The following is a 25,749-nucleotide window of genomic DNA, read 5'->3' on the forward strand; positions in this document are numbered from 1 at the left end:
CCGTTGGCCGGCCCGGTGTGACACCGGTGCCCTGTGCTACTCTCAGCCTGTCAACCACGGCGGTTGGCCTCACGCGCGAGTGGCGGAATTGGCAGACGCGCTGGCTTCAGGTGCCAGTGCCCGCAAGGGCGTGGGGGTTCAAGTCCCCCCTCGCGCACAAGTGAACATACCCTTCGGGATACTTATTCTGAGGCCTCACCCCTCTTGGCCCACCTAGTGGTTTATGTGTGCCTCTAAGTGGGAGGTAAAGCCTCCTATCTCACCTTTAGTCGAACTAAAGGTGAGATAGGGGGATTACGGTAAGCGTCGAAGCAGGCGGAGGCCTCGGATCATGAGCTTCGCAAAGTCTCTATTGCTCATCGTCTCCGGACGGTCGATATTCATCAGGCGCTGGGTGGACACCGTGCGAGACTCGGTGAAACGGGTGATGCCTTCGCGGCCGTGTCGACGACCAAGTCCCGAGCGTTTAAATCCGCCCATTGGGGCGTCGTGAGAAGTCCAGGTGGCGGTGAAGCCTTCATTGATGTTGACACTGCCGGCTTCGATCTGGTGGGCGACGGGAGTAGCTCTTGAGACTTGGCCCCACACGCTCGCGTTTAAGCCGTAGTCGGAATCGTTTGCCCGGGCCACCGCTTCTGCATCCGAGTCCACCGGGTAGAGGGCAATGACGGGGCCGAAGGTTTCCTCCCGGCACAGCGCCATCGACTCATCAACACCGGTGAGCAGCGTGGGCTCAAACACGTAGGGGCCAATGTCTGGACGGTGATTTCCGCCCACGTGCACCGTGGCCCCGCGGTCTACGGCGTCGTCGAGGTGAGCGCGGACGCGCTCCAGCTGTTCCTGCGAGATGAGCGAACCGACGTCAAACTCGTAGTGGAGCCCCACACCCAGGGTGAGGGAGTTGATGGTCTCCATGGCGCGGTGGAGAAAGTCGTCGAACACGTCGCGGTGGACGTAAATGCGCTCGATACTCATACACAGCTGGCCGGCGTTAGAAAACGCGGATTGGACGATACTGTTCGCCGCCCGGTCGAGCGGGGCGTCGGGCAAGACAATCATGGGATTTTTCCCGCCCAGTTCCGCACTGCAGCCGATCAGGCGTTTGGCGCACTCGGTCGCCACGAGCGTGCCGGTGGCCGTTGAACCGGTGAAGGCGACGTAGTCGGATTCGGTAATGAGCGCCTCGCCAATCTCGGCGGGGTTTCCCGTCACGGCGAGAAAAAGGTCTCTGGGGAGTCCCGCCTCCACGGCGAGCTCGATTCCCCACAGTGCACTGAGAGTCGTCTGGGTGTCGGGCTTAATCACGACGGCATTACCCGCGAGCAGGGCGGCAATGGCGTCGGAAACGGGGATCGTGAGCGGGTAATTCCACGGCGTAATCATTCCCACCAGGCCTTTGGGAACAGACTGTTCCACCGTGTGGGTCAGGAGCGGAAAACCGGCTTTTCGTCGGTGCGGACCGAGGTGGCGCTTGGCATTTTTCGCGTAATAGAGCGCGGTCATGGCCACATCGGAGACTTCTTCGATGGCGCTGCGTCTGGCCTTCCCCGTCTCCATCCCGATGATGTCCGCAATGTCTTCTGCCTGGTCAAGAATCAGCGCGTGAAGGCGCCTGGCGACCCTGGTGCGCTCGTGCAGAGGACGGGCTGCCCACTCGCGCTGCGCGGCCCGCGCCCTCGCGGCCGCTTCCCGCACGTCCGCGGGGGTCGATTGGGGTAGCGAAAGCCAGACCTCACCGGTGAGGGGTGATCGCACGTCGACGGTGTCGTCACTGGAGCAGACCAGAGAGGATCGGACAGATTCGAGGACCACCGCCCCCGAAAGCAGCCGGCCCGGTTCGACAGGTTCTTCTGGCCGGGGTTCTCCCGGCCCTTGATCACGGGCGGGGGTCATCGTCTGGGACATGTCCCCATGGTGGAACGACTGGCTGTGAGTGGCATCAACGCCCACGGTAATTAACACCCAGGGAAATGAGGGGTGGGAGTCAAAAGGCGACACTGGCTTGTTCTGTGTGGCTGCGAGTCGCCGCCGGGAATACTGTGGGCGGGGTCGCTGTTGGCACAATAAGACATAGAAAAATAAGACACGGTCAGTGCTGCGCTCACGTTTACGCGCGAGACGCAGCAGGTCATCACGGGGTAAAGGAGAACACTATGAGCACCCTTGTCGTTGAAGTATCGGGAATGACCTGTGATCACTGCGTGGGTAGTGTCTCCGGCGCGGTAGGGGCCCTGGGTGGTGTCGAATCGGTAGACGTCGATTTGGACCCGACGGGTCGCTCGACGGTGCGGGTCACCCACTCTGGCGGGGACCTGTTGGCAGACGTCGCTCAAGCGGTCGCCACCGAGGGCTACACCCTTGAGGCGGTCACGGAGAACTCGTGAGTCTCACTACTCCAGACTCCAGCCACTCCATCCAATTAGATATTGACGGCATGACCTGTGCGTCCTGCGCGCAACGGGTCGAAAAAGGGCTCAACAACGTCCCCGGTGTGACCGCCACGGTCAACTACGCCACCGAAAAAGCCACTATCTGGGCGAGTGAACCCGACGTGTCGGCCCTGGTCGAACAGGTCGAAAAATCCGGTTACAAGGCGCGTGCGCACAGCGCAGAGAGTCCACCCAAGCCCGATAAGGTCGCCGCGCTGCGCCGCCGGGTGCTGATTTCCTCGATATTCACCCTGCCCGTTGTCGTCCTCAGCATGGTGCCCCCGGTGCAGTTTCCCGGCTGGCAGTGGGTTGTCTTGGCTCTGGCCGCGCCGGTTGCCACCTGGGGAGCCTGGCCATTTCACCGCTCTGCCTGGGTCAACGCAAAACACGGCCAAGCGACCATGGACACCCTGGTGTCGATTGGGGTGCTCGCGGCGAGCTTCTGGTCTCTCTACGCCCTGATTCTCGGGGGTGCGGGCGAAATCGGCATGACCATGTCGATGCACCTTTTCGCCCCACCGGACCAAATCGGCAACGAAATCTATTTAGAAGTGGCCGCCGCGGTGACCACCTTCATCCTGCTGGGCCGATACCTGGAAACCCGGGCCAAACGAGACGCCGGTAAAGCGTTGGCGTCGCTGCTCGAAGCCGGGGTGGCCGAAGCGAGGGTCCTGCGCGAGGTCCCCGGACCCGAGGGAAGCATCGATATTGAGACGGTCGTTCCGATCGATCAACTCGCGGTCGGCTCGCGCTGTGTGGTGCGGCCAGGAGACCGGATTCCCACGGACGGCACCGTTGTCGAGGGTTCGTCCGCGGTCGACCAGTCTTTGGTCACCGGTGAGTCCGTGCCGGTCGAAGTGCAGCCCGGGGCGAGTGTCATCGGCGGCACCATTAATGCGCACGGGCGCTTAGTGATGGAGGCCACCCGGGTGGGTGCGGATACACACCTGGCTCGAATGGCGACGATTGTGGAGCGGGCGCAAAACGGTAAAGCGCGCGCCCAGCGCTTGGCCGATCAAATCTCTGGCGTGTTTGTTCCCATCGTCATTGTCTTATCCATCCTCACCCTGATCGGCTGGTTGGTTTTTGGCCCGTCAGCGGAGTGGGCGTTCCGGGCCGCCGTGGCGACACTGATTATCGCCTGTCCCTGCGCGCTCGGGCTTGCGACACCGACCGCGCTGCTCGCGGGAACCGGTCGCGGCGCGGAGTTGGGCATCTTGCTCTCCGGGCCTGAAGCCTTGGAGGCGAGCCGTCACGTCGACACGGTGGTTCTCGATAAAACCGGAACGCTCACGACCGGCTCGATGAGCGTCAGCCACAGTGTCGTCTGGCACGCGCGACGCGACGACTTTTGGTCGTATCTCGTGAGTGTGGAGTCGACCTCCAGCCACCCCATCGCCCAGGCCCTCGTCGCCCACGCGCCTGCGGCCACCGTGGTGTCGGTCGAACAGGCCGCTGCGGACGCGGGCTTCGGGGTGAGTGGCACCATTGATGGCCACAGCGTCCAGGTGGGACGCTCATCGTGGTTAGCCGCAGGAGAGCTGGTCGTTCCCGACGAGCTCGCGGAGGCTTTTTACGACGAGCGCCTCGATGCCTACACCGCCGTGTGGCTGGCCGTCGACGGCGAACTCTGGGGTGGGGTCTACCTCTCCGATGAGCCCAAAGTGCAGGCCCAGGCGACTATTACCGCGCTTCACAACCGGGGCCTGCAGGTGGTCTTGCTCACCGGCGATAGCCAGGGGCCGGCCGAGCACGTCGCCGGTCAGCTAGGAATTGACCGCGTCATCGCGGGGGTGAGTCCGGAGGGGAAAGTGCAGGCGGTCACCGCCCTGCAAGACGAAGGGCACCGGGTCGCCATGGTCGGCGATGGCATCAACGATGCCCCCGCGCTCGCGACGGCGAATGTGGGAATCGCACTGGGGAGTGGAACCGACCAAGCGATGTCGGCCGGGGATATCACCATCACCCGGGGTGATATCGAACAGGTGCCGACCGCGCTGGCCCTGGCGAGTAAAACACTGGGGACCATTCGGGGGAACCTGTTTTGGGCCTTTGCCTACAACGTCGTCGCGATCCCGTTGGCTGTGGGAGGGGTATTAAACCCCCTCATCGCCGGTGCAGCAATGGCGTTCTCGTCGGTGTTTGTGGTCACGAACTCTCTTCGCTTGCGGAGGTTTCGCGCCACCACCGCCGCTGCATAGCCGCCTCAAATTCGGGCCGGGGTTGCTCATCGCTGCTGGTGCGTCGGTGCCGGTCGTAGGCGCGGTCAAAAAAAGCCTCTCGCCTCTCATCCGACCACCTGCGCACCCGATCCATCGGATCGTTGCCCACCCAGTGGGTGCTCTTTCGCAGGGTGTTCACAATTCCTCGAAGCCCCAGGACCAGGGCCACGAGGGCCAGACCCCCGGGGATGAACGCGGTGGGAAAGCCGAGGGCAAAAGGGGAGACCGTGAGGGTGAAGAGCCCGGCCGCCCCGAGGGCAAACCACCAGCCGAGCTCCCGGCTGGGCGGCGGTGCGTGGTAGCGAAAGAAGGTGTACCAGGAGGAGCCGTTTTCTTCCCACCACGGCCAGTTCTCGGGAATAGCCGGCGCGTCAGGGTAGGGCTGCCAGTCGGGCGGCGGCATGAATCCCTGGTGGAGCGAGATCCACTGCGGCGCGGGAGTGCGCCACCCCTCGGGCACGACAAACCGAAGGGGAAGATCGTCCAGGTCGTCCCAGTTGGGTGGCATGGCCCGATGCTAGTTGGCGGGCCTGGAGGGGGGCTTCATCACCCGACTGTGTGTTCGAACTGCGCGGGCAAACCGAGCAATTGGCGCAGTTGGCGCGGCGTAGAAATCTGGTGGCGAGCGGTATCCCACTCTTCTGGGGTGCCATACCCCCACTGCACGATCGCCGTATCCATCCCGTGGCTGCGCGCTCCCTCCACGTCGTGGATTCGATCGCCGACCATCACCATGGAGTCGGTCGGCAGTCCTTTTTCGCGAAGCCCGGCGAGGGCATCTTCAATCACCTCGTGTTTCGCCCCGCGGCTTTCATCGTCAGCTGCGGTGGCGATCACGTCAAAGAAGGGAACGAGGGTGAAGTGCTCGAGCATCAACACCGCGGGGGTCCAGGGTTTTGATGTCGCGAGTGCCAGGTGGCGGCCCTGATCTTTGAGGTCGCGAAGCAGCGCACCGGTGCCGTCAAAGAGTCTTGAATCGTAGGCACCAACGTTCAGGTACTGCTGTCGATAAATCTCGATGGCTTCGTCGACGCCACGCGGATCGAGTCCGGCCAGGCGGGAAAAAGATTGCGGGAGTGGGGGTCCGACCCAGTGCAGGAGCTCTGACATGGGCGGCACGGGTCGACCCATGGTGCGCAGCGTGTGGGCAATCGATTGGGTGATGCCCGGAGCGCTATCGATCAGGGTGCCATCGAGGTCTAACAGGATGGTGTCGTAGTCACTCACAGATTGAGCGTACCCAGTCGCCGCTGTGGACTCCGGCTAGAACAGCCGGTTTTCGGGAATGTCGGTCTCCTGTAGGGCCTGGTAGTCCAACACCACGCAGTCGATGTCGCGGTCGGCGGCGAGGGTTTTGGCTTGCGGGCTGATTTCTTGGGCGGCAAAGACGCCCCGGACGGGACGCAGGTGGGGGTCTCGTCGGAGCAGTTCCAGATAGCGCGTCAGCTGTTCCACCCCGTCGATATCGCCGCGACGTTTGATTTCAATCGCGACCGTTCCCCCCTCTGGCGCCCGAGCGAGCACGTCGACGGGTCCAATCGCGGTCGGAAACTCTCGCCGCACGAGCTCCAGGCCCTGACCGATGACCTCCAACTGTTGTGCGACCAGGCGCTGCAGGTCCGCCTCAACCCCCTGTTTGACCAGGCCCGGATCCTCACCCAAGTCGTGTTCCACTTCGGTGTGGATGGCGTGAATGCTGAGGATCAGTAGGTCTGCCGTTTTCTGGTGGGTCACCCGCCACACTTCGCTCACCCCGGCAGCCAGCTGATCCGCATCGGGGGTGATGACACTCACGTCACAGGGTGGTGCCATCCAATTGAGCGGTTTATAACTGCCGCCATCGGAGTGGATGAGCACACTGCCGTCTTTTTTGGCGATGATGAGCCTGGTGGCGAGCGGGAGGTGGGCGTGGAGCCGACCGGCGTAATCCACACTGCAGGTGGCGACGAGCACTCTCACCTGCCTGAGTTTAGGCGCTGGGCTTCCGTGTTGCCGGTGTCGCCAGGAGGCCCAAGGCGATGACGGCGGCGACCACCCACAACGCAGTGAGGATTCCAGTGGCTTCGGCGAGACCACCGATCAGTGGCGGACCGACCAAAAAGGCGCCGTAGGCGATGGTCGCCACCGCACTCACCCGGGCGGCACCGCGTTGTGGGTCATCGGCCGCCGCGGACATTGCGACGGGGAACCCGAGCGCACTACCCACCCCCCAGGCGATGGTGGCCATTACTCCCACCACGAGGCCATCGAGAGTGATCACCGTGGCTAAACCCAGCAGTGCCGCGAGGCCGCTTCCGGCCAAAATGGGCACTCGGCCAAAGCGATCGAGCAGTGGAACACCCAAAAATCGGCCCAGCGTCATCGAGCCGGTGAAGAGCACAAACCACAGCGCGCCCTCCGCGTTGGTGTAACCGCGATCATCGACCATCGCTAACGCCAGCCAGTCGTTGGCGGAGCCTTCGGCAAATGCCATGCTGAGGGCGACCACACCGATGAGAAGGGTCCGCCCTTCGGCCCAGACCGAGAGGCGACTTTTTAGCCCCCTCTGGTCGGGGTCAGTGTCTTCGGTGTCTGCCCCCGAATTGGTGTGGCCCATGAGGCGCACGCTGTACATCACGGGTCCCACGAGGACCAGGGCGACCGCCACGAAGTGGTATTCCACTCCAATCGATAGCGAGCTGGCGACGGCGGCCAGCCCGCCGCCGACCGCGGTCCCCAAGGAAAACAGGGCGTGAAACCACGGCATGATGTTTCGCTCGAGGTCTCGCTCGACTTCGGCCCCCTCCACGTTCATTGCCACGTCGGTGACGCTCGCTCCTACCCCGAAGACGAACATCGCGGCCATGGCGAGCGCGAGTGAGGGCCAGATTGCACTGAGTACTCCCACCCCGCCGATTGCGACCAGGGACAGCAGGGCGAACCAGGCAATTGTCCGCCTACTGCCGAGCCACGCGATGATGTGCGAGGACAGCGCCAGTCCGCTCAACGCGCCCACCGCGCCACCCAAGAGGAACAGTCCCACTTCGGCGGTGCTGATTGCGAGGTTGTCTCGAAGCCCCGGGACTCTGGCCATCCAGGTGGCAAAGGCGATGCCGTTGATGGCGAAAATCCAATACACCCCCAGCCGTCGGCGGCGGAGGGCGAGGCTCGGCGGCCTACGCGCGCTCACCCGAGACCATCCAACGATCGCCTCGCACACGCAGTCCGAGGGTGAGCGCTCTGGCCCCCAAATAGCCAATACCCACACTGGCTTGGAGGGCCGCCAAACCGACCCACGCGGGGCTTGCGAGGTCGGCGATGGAGAGGGTGAGGCCAAACAGGGGAAGAACGACCAGGGCGTTTAACACCCCGGTGATCGCCAGGTAGCGGCCGTCACCGGCTCCCATCAACACCCCGTCGAGGACAAACACGTAACCCCCGAGCGGCATCGCCAGTGCGAGCACGAGCAGGGTGGGAACCAGGAGGGCCTGGACGGTGGAATCGGAGGTCACAATCAGCGGCAGCACGGGGGCGCTTGCGGCCAGAAGAACCCCGAGTGCGACGCCGCCCCACAGACCCCACCAGGTCGTTCGAGACACCACCTGCCGGGTCGAGACCGGATCACCCGCGCCCAGTTGGTGGCCGACGAGCGCTTGGGAGGCGATCGCCAGAGAATCCAACGCCAGGGCGATCAGGGTAAAGACGGTGAAGGCCACGTGCCACGCGGCGAGTTGGTCTGTTCCGAGCCCCGTAGCGACCACGGTCGCGCCGACGAAGGCTACCCGCAGGCTCATCGTGCGAATAAATAACCACCCGCCCAGTTGCGCGGCTCGGAGCACCCCGGCGCTACCCGGTCGAAGGCTCGCCCCGACGCGGTGTGCTCGGGAGATGACGACACCCGTGAGCCACAGCGCCATCGCCCATTGCGCGATGACCGTGCCCCAGGCCGAGCCGATCAAGCCGAGGCCGAGGCCGTAAATGAGGACGGCGTTCAGGGCGGCATTGGCGCTGAAGCCGACGAGGGCCACCATCAGCGGGGTGAGGGTGTCTTGTAACCCCCGCAGGACACCGGTCGCCGCCAGCACGACCAACATGCCGGGCAAACCCCACCACGAAATGCCGAGGTAATCCGTGGCGCCCTGGCTGACCATGGCGTCTGCGCCAAACCAGGACACGAGTGTGGGTCCAGAGAGCAGACCGACTGTTGCGACGACGACCCCGAGGACGACGGCGAGCCACACACCGTCGACACCCGCAGCGAGTGCCCCCTGTTCATCGCCGGCGCCCAAACGCCTCGCCACGAACGGGGTGGTCGCGTAGGCGAGAAAAATCAGGAGACCCACCAGTGTCTGCAAAATGATTCCGGCGAGACCCAAAGAGGCGAGCGCCTCACCACCCAAATGTCCGACCATGGCGGTATCGGTGAGCAAAAAAAGCGGCTCGGCAATGAGCGCACCGAGCGCGGGCCAGGCCAGCGCAAAAATTCTGCGGTCGAGGGGGCGTGAGGGCACCGACCCACGCTACCGGGACCAGCGATAGACACCGGGCACGCCGACTCGCCCCCGGTGTGTTCTGGTGCACGGTGATGCTCGTTGGCCCAGCGGCCTACAAGGCGTGGGACGTAAGCTGTGCGGGGTGAATACCCAGTCTTCTTCCCCGTTTAGTGTTTCGGAGGCCAGTGGTCTCGAACTCGCCGGATTACACCCGGAGATCGGCCCCGGCGAGGATCTGTTTCGACACGTCAACGAACGCTGGCTCGAGGCCCACCCCATTCCGGCGGACAAGTCGATGTACGGGGCGTTTAGCATTTTGGCGGAACGGGCCGAGCGCAACGTCCGCGCCATCATCGAGCAGGCTCAGAGCGCACCCGAGGGCACCCTCGAGCGTGCCGTCGGCGACGCCTACACGAGTTTTATGGACGAAGAGGCGGTGGAGGCCAGGGGGCATCAACCGATACACGAGCGACTGCAGACCATCGACCGCGCTCGCGGCGATAAAGCGGAACTCATTCGCGTGATGGCCCAGCACGAACGCCGAGGTGTCGGGGGGCTGTGGCAGATGTTTATCGATAACGATCCCGGAAACCCCGAGCGCTACATCGCTTTTGTCGAACAGGGGGGAATCACCCTGCCCGATGAGTCCTACTACCGCGAAGAGCAGTTCGGCCCACTGCGCGAGGCGTTTGTGTCGCACCTCGAGAGTGTTGCGGGCATCCTGGGGCTTGCAGAGCCCACACGGTTTGCCGGGCGTGTGATGGATGTCGAAACCCGGATCGCCTCGACCCACTGGGATCAGGTGCGCTGCCGGGACGCTGTGGCGACTTACAACCTCACGAGCTTGGACTCGTGGCGGTCGATGACCGCCGGTTTTGACCTCGATTCGTGGCTTCGCACGCTGGGTGTGGAGGCCTCGGTGGTCGACGAAGTGGTGCTTCGACAGCCCTCAGCCGTTCAGGCCTGGCCGCAGTTATGGCAGGAGTTGGACGCGGATGCCCTCGCCGACTGGATGTCCTGGCAGGTGATTCGCTCGCTGTCTGGTTACCTCAGTGCGGATCTGGTCGACGCGCACTTCGCGTTCTTTGGTCGGACACTCAGTGGAACGCCGGAGCTTCGTGCGCGCTGGAAGCGCGGTGTGGGATTTGTCGAATCGGTGTTGGGTGAAGCGGTCGGCAAGCTCTACGTCGAAAAACACTTCCCGCCCGAGGCGAAAGCCCAGATGGATGAGCTCGTGGGTTACCTGATGGAGGCCTACCGCCAGAGCATCACCGACTTGGAGTGGATGTCCGATGGCACCAAAGCTCGGGCGCTGGAAAAGCTCGAGACGTTTAACCCGAAGGTCGGTTACCCGGAGAAGTGGCGGGACTATTCCGCACTGCACATTGCCGCCGATGACCTGATTGGGAACCTGGAGGCGAGCGCCGAATTCGAGTTTCAGCGGGAGCTTGGCAAACTGGGCCGCCCGTTAGACCGAGATGAATGGTTCATGACCCCCCAGACGGTGAATGCCTACTACAACCCGGGCTTTAACGAAATCGTCTTTCCCGCCGCCATCCTGCAGTATCCGTTTTTTGATCCCGAGCGGGATGCCGCCGCCAATTACGGCGCGATCGGCGCTGTCATTGGCCACGAAATCGGTCACGGCTTTGACGATCAAGGCTCGCGCTTTGACGGTCAGGGCCGACTGGCGGACTGGTGGACACCGGAAGATCGGGAGCGCTTCGACTCGCTCACCAGAGACTTGGTGGAGCAGTATTCGCTGCTGGAGCCGCGCCAGTTGCCGGGCCACCGGGTCAACGGCGAGCTCACCCTGGGCGAGAACATCGGCGACCTGGGGGGTCTGGGCATTGCCTGGAAGGCCTACCTGTTGTCGCTGGATGGGCAGTCGCCGCCGGTGGTGGATGGCGTGAGCGCGGCGAGGCGTTTCTTCATTGCCTGGGCGCAGTCGTGGCGGTTGGCCGCCCGGGACGAGGAAGCAAAAAGGCTCCTCCAGATCGACCCGCATTCGCCGGCAGAGTTTCGGTGTAATCAAATCGTGCGCAACCTCGACGAGTTTTACGAGGCGTTCGACCTGGGTCCAGACAGCCCGCTCTGGTTGGAGCCCGAAAAGCGGGTCACCATCTGGTGAACCCAACGTTTTCGGGTTAACCTGGGGCCGGACGGTATTTATGCCGTCTGGGGAATACAAAAAAAGGAAGTGGTGTTGTGAAGTCAAAAGTGATGTTCCTCGTGGGGCTCGGACTGGGCTATGTCCTGGGCACCCGCGCTGGACGAGAGCGCTACGAACAGCTGCGTGCCAGCGCGGAAAAGCTCTGGACGAACCCTCAGGTGCGAACCCAGGTTCAGCGCGCTGAAGATTACGTCCGCGGTGCCGCGCCGGAGGTCGTTGAGCGCGTCGAGGTGACCACGCGCAAACTCGCCGACCAGGTGCGCGAGCGTCGACCGAAAAAACCTGGCGCAGGAGAATAAGTGTCGGATCACCAGCAGGATTCCTCCCGGGAGTCGAAGCGTTCAGTCTTCGCGCTGATTACGGAGTTGCCGCACCTGCTGGCTCAGCTCATTCGGGCCGAAATTGACCTGCTGAAAGCCGAGCTCCTCTACAAGCTCAAGGGAACCGGCATTGGACTGGGTCTCATCGCGGTGGCGATTTCGCTACTGAGCGTCGTGCTCACCCTGCTCGCGGTGGCGGGCATTCTCGCGCTGAGCCTCGTCGTTCCGGCGTGGGCGGCCGTGTTGATTGTGGCGGGCGCCGTGCTGGTCCTGGCGCTCGTGATGTTGGCCATTGGTGCGGCGCTGCTGTCTCGCACGAAAGCGCCGGTGCCGGAGCGCACAATCGCGAGTGTCCGCGAGGACATCGCCCGAATTCGCGGCGACAAAGTCGCGAAGTCGAGGAAGTCTCGCCGTGGCGCTTGAACACGAACAGCGACGGGTCGAACGGGCGAGAAACCACGTCGGGGAGTCCCTCGATACCCTCGAGCGCCGCTTTGCCCCCGGACACCTGGCCTCGGTGGGCTACAGCCTGGCCCGGCAGTCCGCCGCACGTCACCCAGTGGCCTGGGCGGTCGGCGCAGCGGTCGGACTCGCGGCGGTCGCTGGATTGGTCACCTGGGCGCTCATCAGTGACGACGCCGACTGATGACGCCTGGTCGCAACTGACTCCGGACGCTCACTCCGGTCGCTCACTCCGGACGCTGATTCCCGACTCTGCCCTGCGGGGCCGGGTGGGCCTGTGGCCCTCTAGCCGAAGAGGAGCGCGGCTTCGTCGTAGCGCTCTGGTGGCACTTCTTTGAGTGAACCCACCGCCTCGTCGAGGCCGACGACGACGATGTCGGTTCCGCGCATGGAGACCATTTTTCCCCACTGTCCGGCTTCGGCGGCGTGTACGGCGGCCATCCCGAAGCGAGTGGCCAGTACTCGATCAAACGCACTCGGGGTTCCCCCGCGCTGGATGTGTCCGAGGGTGGTGGCCCGGGTTTCAATTCCCGTCGCCTCGTCGATCAGTGGAGCCAGCAGCGTGCCAATTCCGCCCAAGCGCGGCCGGCCGGCTTCATCGACGCCCAACTCTGAGTGAACCGTGTCCATCGAGGCCAACTGGAAACCCTCGGCCACGACCACGAGCGGTGCCCGTCCGCGCTCATACGCGCTTTTGACGAAGTGGGTGATTTCGTCCAACGAGGTTTTGCGCTCGGGAATGAGGATGAGGTGGGCTCCGACAGCCAGTCCCGAATGCAGGGCAATCCAACCCACGTGGCGACCCATCACTTCGGCGACCATGCAGCGAGAGTGGGACTCACCGGTGGTGCGCAGCCGATCCATCGCTTCGGTCGCGATACCCACTGCGGTGTCGAAGCCGAAGGTGTAGTCGGTGCCGCCCAGGTCGTTGTCGATTGTTTTTGGAACCCCAATAATCGGCAGGCCGTCCGTGTAGAGCTCTTGTGCACCGGCGAGGCTGCCTTCACCGCCGACAACGATCAGGGCGTCGACGTCGTTTTTGGCGAGAACTTCTGTGACCCGGGCGGCGCCTCCGCCGTCGTAGGGGTTGGTCCGGCTGGTGCCGATGATGGTTCCGCCGAGTTTGTTAATACCCTTGACCTGATGGCGACTGAGCGGCATCGTGTCGTCTTCGATCACTCCCTGCCAGCCGTTTCGAAAGCCCACAAACGTGTGTCCGGCGGTCCGCTCCCCGGCGAGCACTGCTCCGCGGATGACGGCGTTTAACCCGGGGGCGTCGCCCCCGCTGGTGAGAATTCCAAAGCGCATACCCTCTATCTTGGGCCACCGGGCGAAAAGCCGTGAACATAGAAACTTCATAGGAACCCACCAGAGTGCTCACAGTCCACCCATTGACGCGGCCGTTAGCGTGGGCGTATCGCCGCGTAAACCCGCGCCGGCAAACAGTGTGTGAAGGGAAACATGATGGCTGAACAGACCAATGGTGAGGCAGAACTCGACCACACCTCCTCGCCCAGTACCGAGGAGTGGGCCGAATACCCCGGGAGGACACTCGGTGTTGTCGCCCTCGTCCTCTCCTTCTTCTCCCAAATTCCGGCCCTGATTATGGGAATCATTGCCTGGGTCTGGTCGAACAAAGTGGGACGATCAAACGTCCCCGCCAAGGTCGCCGTCGCGGTCAGTGCGACACTGCTGGTGCTCATCGTGTTGGCCATTGTCGGCTGGACGGCCCTGATCGTGAGCCTCGGTGGCGAACTCGGTGGCTTGGGAATGAACGGCTTCGACATGGACGACTTTTAACCGCCAACTGACGGCCTGACGGCCATTGTGGTGTCGGTCAGGCCAAAAGTTCTAATGCCGCCATCGCGGCATTGTGCCCACCAATGGCGCTGACTCCGCCTCCTCGCCGGGCACTCGAGCCCGCGAGGAGGATGTGGGCACTGCCCGAGTCCACGCCCCAGCGCTCAGCGGGCGAATCCAGCGGGGCACTATCGGGGACAAACGGCCAGCCGAGTGGCTCGTGAAAAATATTTCCCCCCGGCAGGCCCAGTGTTTTTTCCAGATCGAGCGTCGTCTTCGTCTCGATACACAGCTGGCCGTTGGCGTCTCGAAGAAGGCAGTCTTCGAGCGGCTCCGCCAGCACACTCTGCAGTGAGCGAAGGACGCGCTCCTGGAGTTCCTCGCGGATCGAGTCGGGATCACTCTCGGCAATGAGCCGGTGGGGCACGTTGAGGGCAAAGACGGTCAGGGTCTGAGCCGTACTCTCCCGAAGGCCCTCGCCGAGGATGCTGCGGTCGCTCAGCGAATGGCAATACACCTCACAGGGGATCGGCTCGGGAATTTCTCCCGCCTGGGCCTGGGCGATGGTCTCGTCCAACTGACTGCCGGATTCGTTGATGTGAAAGGTCCCCCCAAAAGCTTCTTCGGCGCTCACATCGGGGTTGTTCAGCCGGGGCAGTCTGGCCAGCAGAAGGTTCACTTTGACCTGAGCGCCCTCGATCGTCGACGCACGAGGCGCCACACCGGCGAGTCGCCAGGTGTCGTCGCGAGAGATCCCAGAGACCACCAGTCGCGAGGCCATTCGGTGCGAAGAGCCCCCGTGGTCGAACTCCACCGCGGGTTCGTCGGTGATGGCGCTCACCACAGCATCGGTCACAATCTTCGCGCCGGCATTTCGCGCGGCACGCTCCAGGCTTCCACTGACAGCTCCCATTCCACCCACGGGGACATCCCAGTCACCCGTGCCGCCACCAATGACGTGGTAGAGAAAACAGGCTCCCAGCGAGGCGTCATCGTCTGAATCGGGAAATGTCCCAATGAGCGCATCGGTGAGGACCACGCCGCGCACAATGTCGTGCTCGAAGGTCTCATGGACCAGCCGGCGAATAGGGGTGTCAAAAAAGCGCTCCCACAGCCTCCGACCCGGGCCGCGCGTCTCCAGCAGCGACTTCACTTCCGATTCGCGCAGCAGAGGATCGGTCATGGTGGGAAACAGCGTCTGGGCGAGAATCTCCGTATCCCGATAAAACTCGACCCAGCGGTCATAGTCCGAACTGGCGCCGATCTCGTCGAACGATGCCTTCGTGCGCTGGGCGTCCTCTGCGTCGATGAGTAGGCCCGTCGTCTCTCCCGGAACCGGGGTGTACGACGAGTAGCGCCGGCGAATGAGCTGGATGGGCAGCGCGAGATCTGAGCGGATGCGCTCGGGCATCAGGCTCACCAAATACGAATAGCGCGATAGTTGCGCGTCGACCCCGTCAAATGCTTGGGCCGAAATGGCCGCTCCGCCGACGACCGATCCGCGCTCGAGAACGACGACGTCGTAGCCGGCTTGGGCAAGGTAGGCCGCTGCCGCGAGGCCGTTGTGACCCCCGCCCACTACGACCACATCGGCCGAAGAGGGGAGAGGTTCTGGCATCCCCACAGTGTACGAGCACACTCAGGCTGTCGTGATGCCAAAAGCCTGGCAACCATCTACCCTCGAGGTATGTCACTCACGCTGAATAGCCCCACCCGAACCGCAGCGTCAACCAAAGGTGTCCGCGGAGCAAAGTCGCTCGCCGATGACTGCGTGGAACTGGTCGGAGCGTGGCTTGATCGAGCCGCCGTCCTGCACAAAAAACCCCACGCCAGTTCCCAACGCTTGGCCGACCTATTGAAAGATCCCGATGGCCCCGCGTTCGCCCTCGGTTTCGTCGATCGGGTGCTTCGCCCCGAAGATTTACGCGTTGCGGCCAGAGCCCTTCGCGAGTTGGGGAAAAACCCGCCCGCATTTCTCACCGGAGTGCTGCGCTCGCTGCTCAGGCTAGGCGCCTGGTTCGCTCCCGTCTTTCCCGTGATTGTGGTCCCCATTGCGCGTAAGGCGCTCAAGACACTGATCGGCCACCTCATCATCGACGCCTCCGATGCGTCACTGGAGAGAACCCTCAAGCGCCTGACAAAACGCGGCGACCAACTCAACATCAACCTGTTGGGTGAGGCGGTGCTCGGTGCCGCTGAAGCGAATAAACGCTTCGAGGGTATTGAGCGACTCATCGCGCGACCCGACGTCACCTACGTCAGCGTGAAGGTTTCTTCGGTCGTCGCCCAGCTGTCGATGTGGAGCTACGACCACACGGTTGATCGGGTGGTGGACCGACTAGTCCCGCTCTATGAAAAAGCGGCGGCAACCAACCCTCCGACATTTATCAACCTCGACATGGAGGAGTATCGCGACCTTGAGATGACCCTGGATGTCTTCCAACGCGTGCTCGACCGTGACAGTCTGCGCAACTACTACGGCGGCATTGTGATGCAGGCGTATTTGCCAGAAGCCCTGGACGCGATGAAGCGACTGAGTAAATTCGCGATCGCCCGGGTGGCCGCCGGTGGTGCGCAACTGAAAGTGCGGGTGGTGAAGGGCGCGAACCTGCAAATGGAACAGGTCGATGCGGCCCTGCACGACTGGCCCGTCGCGGTTCTGCCCAGCAAGCAAGAATCAGACACCAACTACAAGAGGGTGTTGGAGTGGTCACTCACTCCGGAGCGGGCCAAGGCGATTCGTATTGGTGTCGCCGGGCACAACCTGTTTGACCTCGCGTTTTCACACCTTCTGGCGACCTCGCGCGGTGTGCGCGAGCACGTCGACTTTGAAATGCTGGTGGGGATGGCCCCCGATCAGGCCGACGCCGTTCGAGAGACCGTCGGGCCACTCATCCTGTACACCCCCGTCGTGCACTCCCACGAGTTCGACGCGGCCGTCGGCTACCTGGTGCGCCGACTCGACGAAAATGCCAGCCCGGAAAACTTCATGTCGGCGGTCTTCGACCTGCACGACCACTCCGACGTGTTCGCCCGGGAGGAGGCGCGTTTTCGCGCATCGCTGGAGGCGATGACGCAAAAATCGCCCAGCCCGTCGAGAACCCAAGACCGCACCCTCGAAACGCGCCCGCGCACTCTTGCCGCACCCACCGAGTTTCACAACGAACCGGATACCGACCTGGCGTTGCCGGCCAACCAGGAATGGGCGCGGGGAATCTATCGCCACGCCGCCTCAGCTGAGGGCCAAGCAGCCGGACGGGAGACCCTCACAGAGGGGGCGATTTCTGACGAACTGGGCACCATCGACGGTCGCATTGAGATCGACTCCATCGTGGAGGGTGCCCGTCGAAGCGGCAAGAAATGGGCGGCGAAGGGCGCGGAGGCGCGCGCAAAGATTCTCGTCAAAGCCGCTGCCGAGTTGGGCGTGCGCCGCGGTGAGATCCTCTCGGTGATGATGCAGGAGGCGGGCAAGACGCTGGCCGAGTCCGATCCAGAAATCAGCGAAGCGATCGATTTTGCGCGCTACTACGCCTCTCAGGCGATGGAGATGGAACAGCTGGAGGGTGCGCGCTTTAGCCCCGTGGGGTTGACCGTGGTGGCACCGCCGTGGAATTTCCCGGTCGCGATTCCCACCGGCTCGGTCACGTCCGCGCTGGCCGCCGGCAGTGCCGTGATCATCAAACCCGCACCGCAGGTCCGCCGCTGCGCGGCGGTCATGGTGGAAGCCTTGTGGGCAGCCGGTGTCCCCCGCGACGTGTTACGCCTGGTCGATGTCAGCGAAGGCGAGCTGGGCCGAGCCCTCATTTCCCACGAGGGGGTCGACCGGGTCATTCTCACCGGTGGCTTTGACACGGCCGCTCTGTTTCGAAGCTGGCGGGCGGATCTGCCCGTACTGGCGGAAACGAGCGGTAAAAATGCCCTGGTCATCACCCCGAGTGCCGACATCGATCTCGCGGTTGCCGATTTGGTGAAGAGTGCCTTTGGTCACGCGGGCCAAAAATGCTCGGCGGCGTCGCTGGTCATTCTGGTCGGCTCGGTCGCGCAGTCGGAGCGGTTCTGGCGACAGTTGGAAGACGCGGTGAACACCCTCGAAGTGGGCTGGCCGCAGTCGCAACCGGAGACGACGATGAATCCGATCATCGAGCCCCCCGCGGCGAAGCTTCGCTCCGGACTGACCGAATTGGGTCCGGGAGAGAAATGGTTGAGCGAGCCGCGTCAATTGGATGACACCGAGCGGTTGTGGACCCCGGGTGTTCGCTTGGGTGTTGCCCCGGGTAGTACGTTCCACCAGACGGAGTATTTCGGACCGATCCTCGGGGTGATGACGGCAAAGACTCTGAAGGATGCCGTGGAGTATCAAAACGCGGTCGAGTATGGCTTGACGGCGGGAATTCACTCTCTCGACCCCGACGAGGTGAGCTACTGGCTCGATCACGTCGACGGCGGAAACCTGTACGTGAACAGGGGCATCACCGGCGCTATTGTGCGCCGGCAACCCTTCGGCGGCTGGAAAAAATCGAGTGTCGGACCAACAGCAAAAGCGGGCGGGCCCAATTACCTCTTCGGGTTTGGCACGCTGAGCTCGAGTGAGCTCAATCCGCAGGCCCTCGCTCCCACAGTCGAGGTCGCACCAGAGTTTCACGAAGTGCTCGAGGCGGCGGGCGAGACGCTGAGCCCCGACGAGCGGGAGTCACTCACGCAGGCACTGCGGGCTGACCAGGACGCCTATGAACGCCACTTTGGGGCGAGCGTTGATGTGAGCCAGGTGGGGGTGGAGCGAAACGTCTTTCGCTACCGCGCCCACGAGGCGGTCGTTCGGGCCTCGTCGCTCACGCCTCTAGTCGATGTTCTCCGCGTCGTCCTCGCCGGTCTTCGTGCGGGTGCGCGAGTTCATCTGTCTTCCTCGGATGCTCTGCCCGAGTCGATCCGGCAGGTTCTGGCCACACCGTCTGGCGCTCGCCCCGCACTGGTGGGGGTCAACGTGGAGACGGAGCTGCAGTTTGTCGAGCGTGTGCGACTCGACCCACCGGAGCGCATCCGCCTGTTGGGAGGAAACGCGAACGTGATGTATGTCCACTTCGATGGAAACCCCGCGGTCGCCGTGTGGGATCACGACGTGACTCAGTCGGGCCGGGTGGAGATGTTGCCGTTTGTGCGCGAGCAGGCCGTATCGATTACTGCCCACCGCTTTGGGGCACCCGACCCAAGGTTTCTCGCCCTCACTGTGTAATCCGGCTCACCGTCTACAACCGGCTAGCGCCGGTTGATGAGTTGGGAGAGCACGATGGAGCTTTTGGTGAATTCGACGTTGGGAGCGAGCCGGACCTTTTCGAGGGCTTCTTCGAGGGTGTGAATGTCGCTCGCCCGAAGGTGCACGACCGCGTCGGCGTCACCACTGACGGTCCCGGCCTGAACCACTTCGGGCACTTTTGCGAGGATGTGTTTGAGCTCTTGGGGGGCGACAGTCCCGCGGCAATGCAGCTCAACGAAGGCTTCAACCCCGAGCCCGTCGACGGCGGGGTCGACATCGAGGGTGAAGCTTCGGATGGTGCCCTCCTCCACGAGTCGGTCCACCCGGCGCTTGACGGCGGAGGCGGAGAGGCCGACCTGAGTGCCGATATCGGCGTAGGGCATTCTCGCGTGCTCCCTCAACTGGGAGATTATTCGATGATCGATGGTGTCCATACCGACACACTACGCAACAAACAGCGCTTTAAGACCGATTTTATGCACTAAACACGCGCTAAACCGGGTACTACGCGCGCATCATGCGTGGCACACTGCGACTATGACCCTCACGACCCCACAGGACACCACTTCCACCCGCGAGGGTGAGCAGCACTCGGCGACCAAGAAGGCCCAGCCCAAAACGGTGCTGATGTGTCGGCCGGATTACTTCACGGTGAGCTATCGCATCAACCCGTGGATGTTTCCCGAAAACCCCACCGACCAGTCCCTGGCGGCCACGCAGTGGCAGAGCCTCTACGACACCTATCTTCGGTTGGGTTTTGACGTTCAGCTCATCGATCCGCTACCGGGTCTGCCCGACATGGTCTATGCGGCAAACGGTGGTTTCGTCCTCGATGGCATCGCCTACGAGGCGAAGTTTCGCTACCCGGAGCGCCAACCAGAAGGTCCCGCCTACCTCGCCCACCTCGCGGGCCTCGGTTTCGACGCCCGTGAAGCGGTCGAAAAAAACGAGGGTGAGGGCGACTTTTTATTGGTGGGTGACGTGATTCTCGCCGCGCACGGCTTTCGCAGCGAGTCGGATTCGCACCGGGAAGTCGCCGAGGTATTTGGCCGGGACGTCGTGAGCCTGAAGTTGATCAACCCCAGCTTTTACCACCTGGACACCGCGCTGGCCGTTCTCGACGACGAGACCATTGCGTATTTGCCTTCCGCCTTCGATGACCAATCCAGGGCCATCTTGGAAGAGCGCTACCCCGAGGCGATTATCGCCACCGAAGAAGACGCTGCGGTGTTGGGGCTGAACCTCTTTAGTGACGGGCTCAACGTCGTGATGGCCGAACAGGCTCACACATTGCGCGTTGAGCTGGAGGCGCGAGGATATAACACACACAGCGTCGATCTATCCGAGTTGCTGTTGGGCGGGGGAGGAGTCAAATGCTGCACGCTGGAGCTTCGCAAGTAAGGACGCGCTTTGAACACCAGTCGTCGGCTCGCACGAGCGAGCTGATCACGGCTGAGGGAGATCACCTCGCGCACAACTACCACCCGCTGCCGGTCATCGCGCGCCGAGCAAAAGCTCAGTGGGTCTGGGATGTGGAGGGTACGAAGTACCTCGATTGCCTCGCCGCGTATTCGGCCTTGAACTTTGGCCACCAGCACCCCGCACTGGTTCGCGCCCTGAAGCGCCAACTGCGCACGCTCAGCCTGACGTCCCGCGCGGTGCACAACGACCAGTTGGGTCCCTTCGCCGAAGGCCTCACCCGCTTGGTCTCCCAGGACATGGTCTTGCCGATGAATACCGGCGCCGAAGCGGTGGAAACCGCCATCAAAATCGCGCGTGCCTGGGGGTACCGCCAGAAGGGGGTCGCCTCCAACCAGGCCACGATCATCGTGGCCGATAATAATTTCCACGGTCGAACCTTGGGAATCGTGAGTTTCTCCTCCGATTCCGAAGCAAAAGATGATTTCGGCCCGTACCTGCCCGGTTTTCGCTCCGTTCCCTACGGCGACCAGGCGGCACTGGAAGCTGCCATCGACGACACCACGGTGGCCGTGCTGGTCGAACCGATTCAGGGTGAGGCCGGAATTGTGATTCCCCCGGAGTCGTACTTGCCGGCGGTTCGAGACATCACGTCTCGCCACAACGTGTTGCTCATTGCCGATGAAATCCAGTCGGGCCTTGGTCGCACGGGTGCCACGTTGCAGGTGGACAATGTCGGGGTTCACCCCGACATGGTCATCATGGGTAAAGCGCTCGGCGGCGGCTTGCTACCGGTCAGTGCCGTGGCGGGTCGAGGCGACGTGATGGGGGTAATCGCCCCGGGCCAGCACGGATCCACCTTCGGAGGTAATCCGCTGGCCGCTGCCGTGGGGAAGGCCGTGGTGGAGCTTCTGGAGACCGGGACCATGCAGGCCAATTCAAGAAAGCTGGGCGCGGTGATGGCTGAGCGTCTCGGGCGGATGACAGACCTCGGCGTCGTCGGGGTTCGCCAGGAGGGCCTCTGGGCGGGTGTCGATATTGATCCCGAGCTCGCGACGGGGCGCGAAGTCGCTGAGGCCCTGGTGGGTCGCGGTGTTCTCACCAAAGACACCCACGGTTCGACTCTGCGTTTTGCGCCACCGTTGATCGTCAAAGAATCCGATGTGCACTTCGCGATGGACCAGCTGGAGGCGTCTCTCGGGGACATTCGTCGTTTTCGCACCAAATAACCCTTGCCTTGGAGCTAAAGTTAGGCTAACCTAACTTATTAGAGCCAGCGACGGCCTGTCGCTGGTATTTTTTGTCCCAAGGAGAAACTCATGAGAAGACGCTCGTCCCTGCGCGCCGTGTCCGTGATGGGAGCCCTCGCCTTCGTGCTCGCCGGATGCCAGGCAGCACCGGAAGAAGTGCCCGAGAGCGCCCCCGACGAAGAGGTCGTCGAAGAAGGCTCGGTAGAAGCCGTCGACGGTGAGGCCACATCCGATGGCTTCCTCACCCTCTACTCCGGTCGCAGTGAAACACTCGTGCAGCCACTGATCGACCAGTTCATCGAAGAAACCGGCATCGAAGTCGAAGTCCGCTACGGCAACACCGGCGAAATGGCCGCGCTGCTGCTCGAAGAGGGAGAAGCCACCCAAGCGGGAGTGTTCCTCTCCCAAGATGCGGGGGCGCTCGGCGCACTAAGCCAAGCAGGCCTCTTTACTACCCTCCCCGACGACATTAGCTCGCGTGTTCAGCCAGGTTTCACCTCGACCGACGGGTCGTGGGTGGGAGTGACCGGGCGTGCTCGAGTGCTCGTCTACAACACCGACATGGTCACCGAAGAAGAACTACCGAACACGGCTAACGAAGTCCTCGAGCCCGAATGGTCCGGTCAAGTAGGCGTCGCGCCCACGAACGCCAGCTTCCAGTCCTACGTCACCGCCTACCGCGTCATCGACGGAGAAGGTGCCGCAGAGGCCTGGGTCAGTGGTCTCGTGTCCAACGACCCGCAAATCTTCGAGGGCAACACCCCCATCCTCGAAGCGGTCGAATCCGGAGCCATCCCGCTCGGCCTGATCAACCACTACTACTGGTATCGACTTCAGGCCGAGCGCGGCGAAGACAACATCGCCTCACGGTTGTGGTTCACCGAAGCGGGTGACCCCACCTCGATGGTGAACGTCACCGGAGTGGGAATCCTCACCCCGGCGCAGCTCGACCAAGACGCCATCGACTTTGTCGAGTACATGGTCTCCGAGGCGGGCCAGAACTACTTCGTCGAGCAAACCTACGAATACCCGCTCGTCGACGGAATCGACGCCCCGGCCGACCTGCCGGAGCTCGAATCCCTGGTCAACCCCGAGCTGGACCTGTCCGATCTGGAGTCCCTGGAAGAGACTCAGGAACTACTGACGCGTTTCGGGTTGCTTTAGTAACCTGGATGGTGGCCGGAGCAAAGACCCCACCGGGGTCTGCTCCGGTCACGTGTCGTAAGGACCCTTCGTGACCTCTCCCCGCACCAGCACTCGCCCCCGCGCGAGCGTGAGTGGCATGGCGCGCACGCCCGGATGGCGCGTTGCCCCCGCCCTTGTCGCGGCACTGCTCGTGCTGGTCCCGATGGTCTACCTCGCGGTGCGAGCGGGCGAAATCCCCTTCGAGCAGCTCGTCAGTGTGCTGTTCGAATCCAGGGCCCTCGACTACACGCTCAACACGTTGATCCTCGCCGTGTCCGTGGCGCTGAGCGCGCTGCTGGGTGGAGTGGCCATCGCTGTGGGAATGAGTCGGGGGCGCTTTCCCCGACCCAAGCTCTGGTTGGTCCTCGCCGCCCTGCCGCTCGCCATACCGTCCTACCTCGCCTCCTACGGGTGGTTGGTGTGGTGGCCAAGCCTCGCCGGTTTTTGGCCCAGCTGGGCACTGCTCACCGCGGTGACCATCCCCTACGTGATCCTGCCCACCGCGGCGGCCCTGCGCAGTGTCGGGGGCGACCAGGAACGAGTCGCGAGAACCCTCGGGAAAAAACCCTTCGACGCGTTCTGGGTGGCCACCTGGCCACAAATTCGCCCCGCAGCCCTCGCGGGAACGCTGTTGGTGTTTCTCTACTCGGTCAGTGATTTCGGACTGGTGGCGATGTTGCGCTTTCACACCCTCACCTGGGGGGTGAACGCCGCCTATTCGTCCAGTTTTGATCGAAACCAGGCCGCCGTCTTGGCACTGCTTGTCGTCCTGCTCGCACTCATTGGGGTCCTCGGTGAACGACGGGTTCGAGGTCAACGAGAGTTCACCCCGGGGCGGAGTAAACCGGTCGGGCCGCGCCCCGCACCAGGGGTTCGACGCGGCCTGATGGCCCTCTCGCTCACCCCGCTCGTGGTGGGGGTTGTGGTTCCGCTACTGGGCCTCGGTGTGCGACTTTTTCAGGTCGACACCGCGCAAACGGTCGATTGGGGGCGACTGATTGAAGCGACCCTGTGGACCGTGCTCGTTGCTGTGGCTGCGGCGGCCGCAGCCACCCTCATCGCGCTCCCGATTGCCGCCCTGGCGGCCCGGTTTCGAGGAAACATTCCTCGTGCAATCGAATCGTTGGGTTACTTAAGCCACGCGCTGCCGGGAATTGTGGTGGGGCTTTCTCTGGTGTTTCTCACCCTGCGTCTTCTTCCGGGGCTCTACCAAAGCATCATCGTGTTGGTCTTTGGCTACACCGTGTTGTTCGCGTCCAAATCCATCGGAACCGCCCGAGCCAGCGTGGAGGGTGTCTCGCCCACGCTGCTAATGGTCGCCAGGACGCTCGGCGAGACGCCTTTTGGGGCGTGGCGACGCGTGACGCTGCCCTTGGCTCTGCCCGGTATCGGGGTGGGTGCTCTGCTGGTGATGATCGCGACAATGAAAGAATTGCCCGCCACTCTCATCCTTCGCCCGACCGGAGTGAATACGCTAGCGACAGAACTGTGGACGAGAACACTCGTGGTGGAGTTTGGGCAGGCAGCGCCCTATGCGGCCCTTCTTGTCCTCATCGCCGCCATACCCGCCATGCTTCTCTCCGGAGCGAGAAGTGAGAAAGGAGACCCCGCATGACCACCCTCGCGGTATCCCATCTCAGCATCTCTTACGGTGACACCCCGGCACTGCGCGACGTCTCACTCGTCGTCCCCTCCGGTTCCGTCGTCGCTGTCCTCGGTCCCTCCGGGTGTGGCAAGACGACGCTGCTGCTCGCCCTGGCGGGTTTGTTGAGCGTAGAGGAGGGGACAATCTCGGTGGGGTCGAAAAACCTGAGTTCACCGGAGGCTCTCGTGCCACCCGAACAGCGCGGGATCGGCTGGGTCCCCCAAGAATCGTCGCTGTTTCCGCACCTCAGCGTCGCCGACAATATCGGTTTTGGGCTGCCCAAAGGCCGTCGTCGAAGCGACACAATCGACCGCCTGGCGCAACTGGTCGGCATCAGCGAGTTGGTGGAGCGCCAGCCCAGTGCGCTCTCCGGTGGTCAAGCCCAGCGGGTAGCACTGGCGAGAGCCCTCGCTCCGACCCCGGATGCGATCCTGCTGGACGAGCCTTTTGCGGCACTGGACACCGTGCTTCGACACCAGCTCGCTCGTGAAGTGGTTGAGCTGTTGCGAAAAACTGACACCACCACCGTCTTGGTCACCCACGACCGGGAAGAAGCACTGGATTTGGCGGACCTGGTGGTGGTGATGGACGGCGGCCGAGTGGCCCAAGTGGGAAGCCCCCGAGAAATCTACGAATCCCCACTCACCCCGTGGGTGGCGTCTTTTGTGGGCGACACGGTCGAAGTAGAGGGCACCTGGCAAGACACGGCCCTGGAGTGTGAAACCTGCGGTGCCAAAGAACTCTGCGAGGGGGAGCCACTGAGGTATGGCTGCACCGGCCACGTTGAGACGGTCTTGGGTTCTCTGGCGGCGAGTGCTCAAGGGTTTAACCCCGCGCAGGGCGAAACAGTCCGCGTGGTGTTGCGCCCGGAATGGTTGGTCCCCCAGCTAGACGGAGTGCAATCGACCGTGACCAACCTCACCTATGCGGGCCATGATGCCCTGGTGGAACTCACCGTCTCCCCGAGTGAGACGCGAGTGCGCGCGCGAATTGCCGCACCCTTCCTGCCCGCCGTGGGCTCGCCCTTTGGTATCGCCGTGCGCCACCCCGCGTTAGTGTTCCCGCTGAACTCCCACGAAGAATCGTTAGTCTCGGACCACGCCGTCACCGCCTGAGGGGGA

The 25,749-nt window shown here is 63.2% G+C and carries 22 protein-coding genes and 1 tRNA gene; 14 read left to right on the plus strand and 9 right to left on the minus strand.

Features of this window, described 5'->3' with window-relative positions:
• Window positions 1-73: 73 nt before the first annotated feature.
• Window positions 74-157 (plus strand) — tRNA-Leu (locus tag RI518_RS03340).
• A gap of 137 nt (window positions 158-294) precedes the next feature.
• Here RI518_RS03340 and RI518_RS03345 read toward each other — a convergent pair.
• Window positions 295-1,905 (minus strand): succinic semialdehyde dehydrogenase, encoded by a 1,611-nt coding sequence (locus RI518_RS03345; protein WP_310689344.1) that lies wholly within the window; start codon window positions 1,903-1,905, stop codon window positions 295-297.
• A gap of 248 nt (window positions 1,906-2,153) precedes the next feature.
• On the opposite strand from RI518_RS03345, the gene RI518_RS03350 reads away from it, so the two are divergent.
• Together RI518_RS03350 and RI518_RS03355 are read left to right on the plus strand one after the other, a co-directional pair.
• Window positions 2,154-2,384, plus strand: a complete 231-nt coding sequence (locus RI518_RS03350) for a heavy-metal-associated domain-containing protein (RefSeq protein WP_310671294.1) — start codon at window positions 2,154-2,156, stop codon at window positions 2,382-2,384.
• Window positions 2,381-4,630, plus strand: a complete 2,250-nt coding sequence (locus RI518_RS03355) for a heavy metal translocating P-type ATPase (RefSeq protein ID WP_310671293.1) — start codon at window positions 2,381-2,383, stop codon at window positions 4,628-4,630. Before RI518_RS03350 ends, RI518_RS03355 begins: the two co-directional genes overlap by 4 nt.
• Here the strand turns inward: RI518_RS03355 and RI518_RS03360 are convergent.
• The 5 genes from RI518_RS03360 to RI518_RS03380 are packed head-to-tail and all read right to left on the minus strand — an operon-like array spanning window position 4,578 to window position 9,141.
• Window positions 4,578-5,159 carry a hypothetical protein gene (locus RI518_RS03360; protein ID WP_310689345.1) on the minus strand — a complete coding sequence of 194 codons (582 nt, stop codon included), beginning with the start codon at window positions 5,157-5,159 and terminating at the stop codon, window positions 4,578-4,580. The genes RI518_RS03355 and RI518_RS03360 overlap by 53 nt on opposite strands.
• 38 nt (window positions 5,160-5,197) lie before the next feature.
• Window positions 5,198-5,878: an HAD hydrolase-like protein gene (locus RI518_RS03365; RefSeq protein WP_310671290.1), complete on the minus strand. Its 681-nt coding sequence runs from the start codon at window positions 5,876-5,878 to the stop codon at window positions 5,198-5,200.
• A 36-nt stretch (window positions 5,879-5,914) separates the two neighbouring features.
• Window positions 5,915-6,610 carry an endonuclease NucS gene (nucS, locus tag RI518_RS03370; protein ID WP_310689346.1) on the minus strand — a complete coding sequence of 232 codons (696 nt, stop codon included), beginning with the start codon at window positions 6,608-6,610 and terminating at the stop codon, window positions 5,915-5,917.
• 10 nt (window positions 6,611-6,620) lie between these two features.
• Window positions 6,621-7,820, minus strand: coding sequence for an MFS transporter (locus RI518_RS03375; RefSeq protein ID WP_310671288.1), 1,200 nt, complete (start codon window positions 7,818-7,820; stop codon window positions 6,621-6,623).
• Entirely contained in the window at window positions 7,807-9,141 is a 1,335-nt protein-coding gene (locus RI518_RS03380) for an MATE family efflux transporter (protein WP_310689347.1), read from the minus strand. Before RI518_RS03380 ends, RI518_RS03375 begins: the two co-directional genes overlap by 14 nt.
• A gap of 124 nt (window positions 9,142-9,265) precedes the next feature.
• Between RI518_RS03380 and RI518_RS03385 the strand changes: the two genes are divergently transcribed.
• The 4 genes from RI518_RS03385 to RI518_RS03400 all read left to right on the plus strand — a co-directional run bounded on the left by RI518_RS03385 (window position 9,266) and on the right by RI518_RS03400 (window position 12,262).
• Complete coding sequence (locus tag RI518_RS03385; protein ID WP_310689348.1) at window positions 9,266-11,254, plus strand: M13-type metalloendopeptidase; 1,989 nt, start codon at window positions 9,266-9,268, stop codon at window positions 11,252-11,254.
• Between the two features lie 77 nt (window positions 11,255-11,331).
• Window positions 11,332-11,595, plus strand: coding sequence for a hypothetical protein (locus RI518_RS03390; RefSeq protein ID WP_310671285.1), 264 nt, complete (start codon window positions 11,332-11,334; stop codon window positions 11,593-11,595).
• Window positions 11,596-12,039 carry a phage holin family protein gene (locus tag RI518_RS03395; RefSeq protein WP_310671284.1) on the plus strand — a complete coding sequence of 148 codons (444 nt, stop codon included), beginning with the start codon at window positions 11,596-11,598 and terminating at the stop codon, window positions 12,037-12,039.
• Window positions 12,029-12,262 carry a hypothetical protein gene (locus tag RI518_RS03400; protein WP_310689349.1) on the plus strand — a complete coding sequence of 78 codons (234 nt, stop codon included), beginning with the start codon at window positions 12,029-12,031 and terminating at the stop codon, window positions 12,260-12,262. Before RI518_RS03395 ends, RI518_RS03400 begins: the two co-directional genes overlap by 11 nt.
• A gap of 101 nt (window positions 12,263-12,363) precedes the next feature.
• Here RI518_RS03400 and RI518_RS03405 read toward each other — a convergent pair whose 3' ends face one another.
• Window positions 12,364-13,386, minus strand: coding sequence for an ATP-dependent 6-phosphofructokinase (locus RI518_RS03405; RefSeq protein ID WP_310671282.1), 1,023 nt, complete (start codon window positions 13,384-13,386; stop codon window positions 12,364-12,366).
• A 156-nt stretch (window positions 13,387-13,542) separates the two neighbouring features.
• Between RI518_RS03405 and RI518_RS03410 the strand changes: the two genes are divergently transcribed.
• Complete coding sequence (locus RI518_RS03410) at window positions 13,543-13,878, plus strand: hypothetical protein (RefSeq protein WP_310671281.1); 336 nt, start codon at window positions 13,543-13,545, stop codon at window positions 13,876-13,878.
• A gap of 37 nt (window positions 13,879-13,915) precedes the next feature.
• Here RI518_RS03410 and RI518_RS03415 read toward each other — a convergent pair whose 3' ends face one another.
• The gene (locus RI518_RS03415; protein ID WP_310689351.1) at window positions 13,916-15,496 is read right to left on the minus strand and encodes an NAD(P)/FAD-dependent oxidoreductase; all 1,581 of its coding nucleotides are present in this window, start codon (window positions 15,494-15,496) and stop codon (window positions 13,916-13,918) included.
• A 69-nt stretch (window positions 15,497-15,565) separates the two neighbouring features.
• Here RI518_RS03415 and RI518_RS03420 point away from each other — a divergent pair, with 69 nt between their 5' ends.
• Window positions 15,566-19,108, plus strand: coding sequence for a proline dehydrogenase family protein (locus RI518_RS03420; RefSeq protein ID WP_310689352.1), 3,543 nt, complete (start codon window positions 15,566-15,568; stop codon window positions 19,106-19,108).
• Between the two features lie 23 nt (window positions 19,109-19,131).
• Here the strand turns inward: RI518_RS03420 and RI518_RS03425 are convergent, their stop codons facing one another.
• Window positions 19,132-19,563 carry an Lrp/AsnC family transcriptional regulator gene (locus tag RI518_RS03425; RefSeq protein WP_310671278.1) on the minus strand — a complete coding sequence of 144 codons (432 nt, stop codon included), beginning with the start codon at window positions 19,561-19,563 and terminating at the stop codon, window positions 19,132-19,134.
• 103 nt (window positions 19,564-19,666) lie between these two features.
• Between RI518_RS03425 and ddaH the strand changes: the two genes are divergently transcribed.
• The 5 genes from ddaH (at window position 19,667) to RI518_RS03450 (ending at window position 25,743) form a co-directional block, all read left to right on the plus strand.
• Window positions 19,667-20,530 (plus strand): dimethylargininase, encoded by an 864-nt coding sequence (ddaH, locus tag RI518_RS03430; protein ID WP_310689354.1) that lies wholly within the window; start codon window positions 19,667-19,669, stop codon window positions 20,528-20,530.
• Complete coding sequence (gene rocD, locus RI518_RS03435) at window positions 20,503-21,777, plus strand: ornithine--oxo-acid transaminase (RefSeq protein ID WP_310671276.1); 1,275 nt, start codon at window positions 20,503-20,505, stop codon at window positions 21,775-21,777. Before ddaH ends, rocD begins: the two co-directional genes overlap by 28 nt.
• A 90-nt stretch (window positions 21,778-21,867) precedes the next feature.
• Window positions 21,868-22,962 carry an iron ABC transporter substrate-binding protein gene (locus tag RI518_RS03440; RefSeq protein WP_310671275.1) on the plus strand — a complete coding sequence of 365 codons (1,095 nt, stop codon included), beginning with the start codon at window positions 21,868-21,870 and terminating at the stop codon, window positions 22,960-22,962.
• 70 nt (window positions 22,963-23,032) lie between these two features.
• A complete protein-coding gene (locus RI518_RS03445) occupies window positions 23,033-24,598 on the plus strand; it encodes an iron ABC transporter permease (protein WP_310689355.1) in 1,566 nt (521 codons plus the stop codon).
• A complete protein-coding gene (locus RI518_RS03450) occupies window positions 24,595-25,743 on the plus strand; it encodes an ABC transporter ATP-binding protein (RefSeq protein ID WP_310689356.1) in 1,149 nt (382 codons plus the stop codon). The genes RI518_RS03445 and RI518_RS03450 overlap by 4 nt, the downstream gene beginning before the upstream one ends.
• The last annotated feature ends 6 nt before the right edge of the window (window positions 25,744-25,749 follow it).

This window comes from Pontimonas sp. (genome assembly GCF_031581085.1).
In the GTDB taxonomy this organism is placed as follows: Bacteria; Actinomycetota; Actinomycetes; order Actinomycetales; family Microbacteriaceae; genus Pontimonas.

Bases quoted from the DNA above. Each gene is read 5' to 3' on its own strand.
- RI518_RS03345 (WP_310689344.1), bottom strand. From the start codon at position 1,905: ATGTCCCAGACGATGACCCCCGCCCGTGATCAAGGGCCGGGAGAACCC.
- RI518_RS03350 (WP_310671294.1), top strand. From the start codon at position 2,154: ATGAGCACCCTTGTCGTTGAAGTATCGGGAATGACCTGTGATCACTGC.
- RI518_RS03360 (WP_310689345.1), bottom strand. From the start codon at position 5,159: ATGCCACCCAACTGGGACGACCTGGACGATCTTCCCCTTCGGTTTGTC.
- RI518_RS03405 (WP_310671282.1), bottom strand. From the start codon at position 13,386: ATGCGCTTTGGAATTCTCACCAGCGGGGGCGACGCCCCCGGGTTAAAC.
- RI518_RS03410 (WP_310671281.1), top strand. From the start codon at position 13,543: ATGGCTGAACAGACCAATGGTGAGGCAGAACTCGACCACACCTCCTCG.
- RI518_RS03415 (WP_310689351.1), bottom strand. From the start codon at position 15,496: ATGCCAGAACCTCTCCCCTCTTCGGCCGATGTGGTCGTAGTGGGCGGG.
- RI518_RS03420 (WP_310689352.1), top strand. From the start codon at position 15,566: ATGTCACTCACGCTGAATAGCCCCACCCGAACCGCAGCGTCAACCAAA.
- RI518_RS03425 (WP_310671278.1), bottom strand. From the start codon at position 19,563: ATGGACACCATCGATCATCGAATAATCTCCCAGTTGAGGGAGCACGCG.
- ddaH (WP_310689354.1), top strand. From the start codon at position 19,667: ATGACCCTCACGACCCCACAGGACACCACTTCCACCCGCGAGGGTGAG.
- rocD (WP_310671276.1), top strand. From the start codon at position 20,503: ATGCTGCACGCTGGAGCTTCGCAAGTAAGGACGCGCTTTGAACACCAG.
- RI518_RS03440 (WP_310671275.1), top strand. From the start codon at position 21,868: ATGAGAAGACGCTCGTCCCTGCGCGCCGTGTCCGTGATGGGAGCCCTC.
- RI518_RS03450 (WP_310689356.1), top strand. From the start codon at position 24,595: ATGACCACCCTCGCGGTATCCCATCTCAGCATCTCTTACGGTGACACC.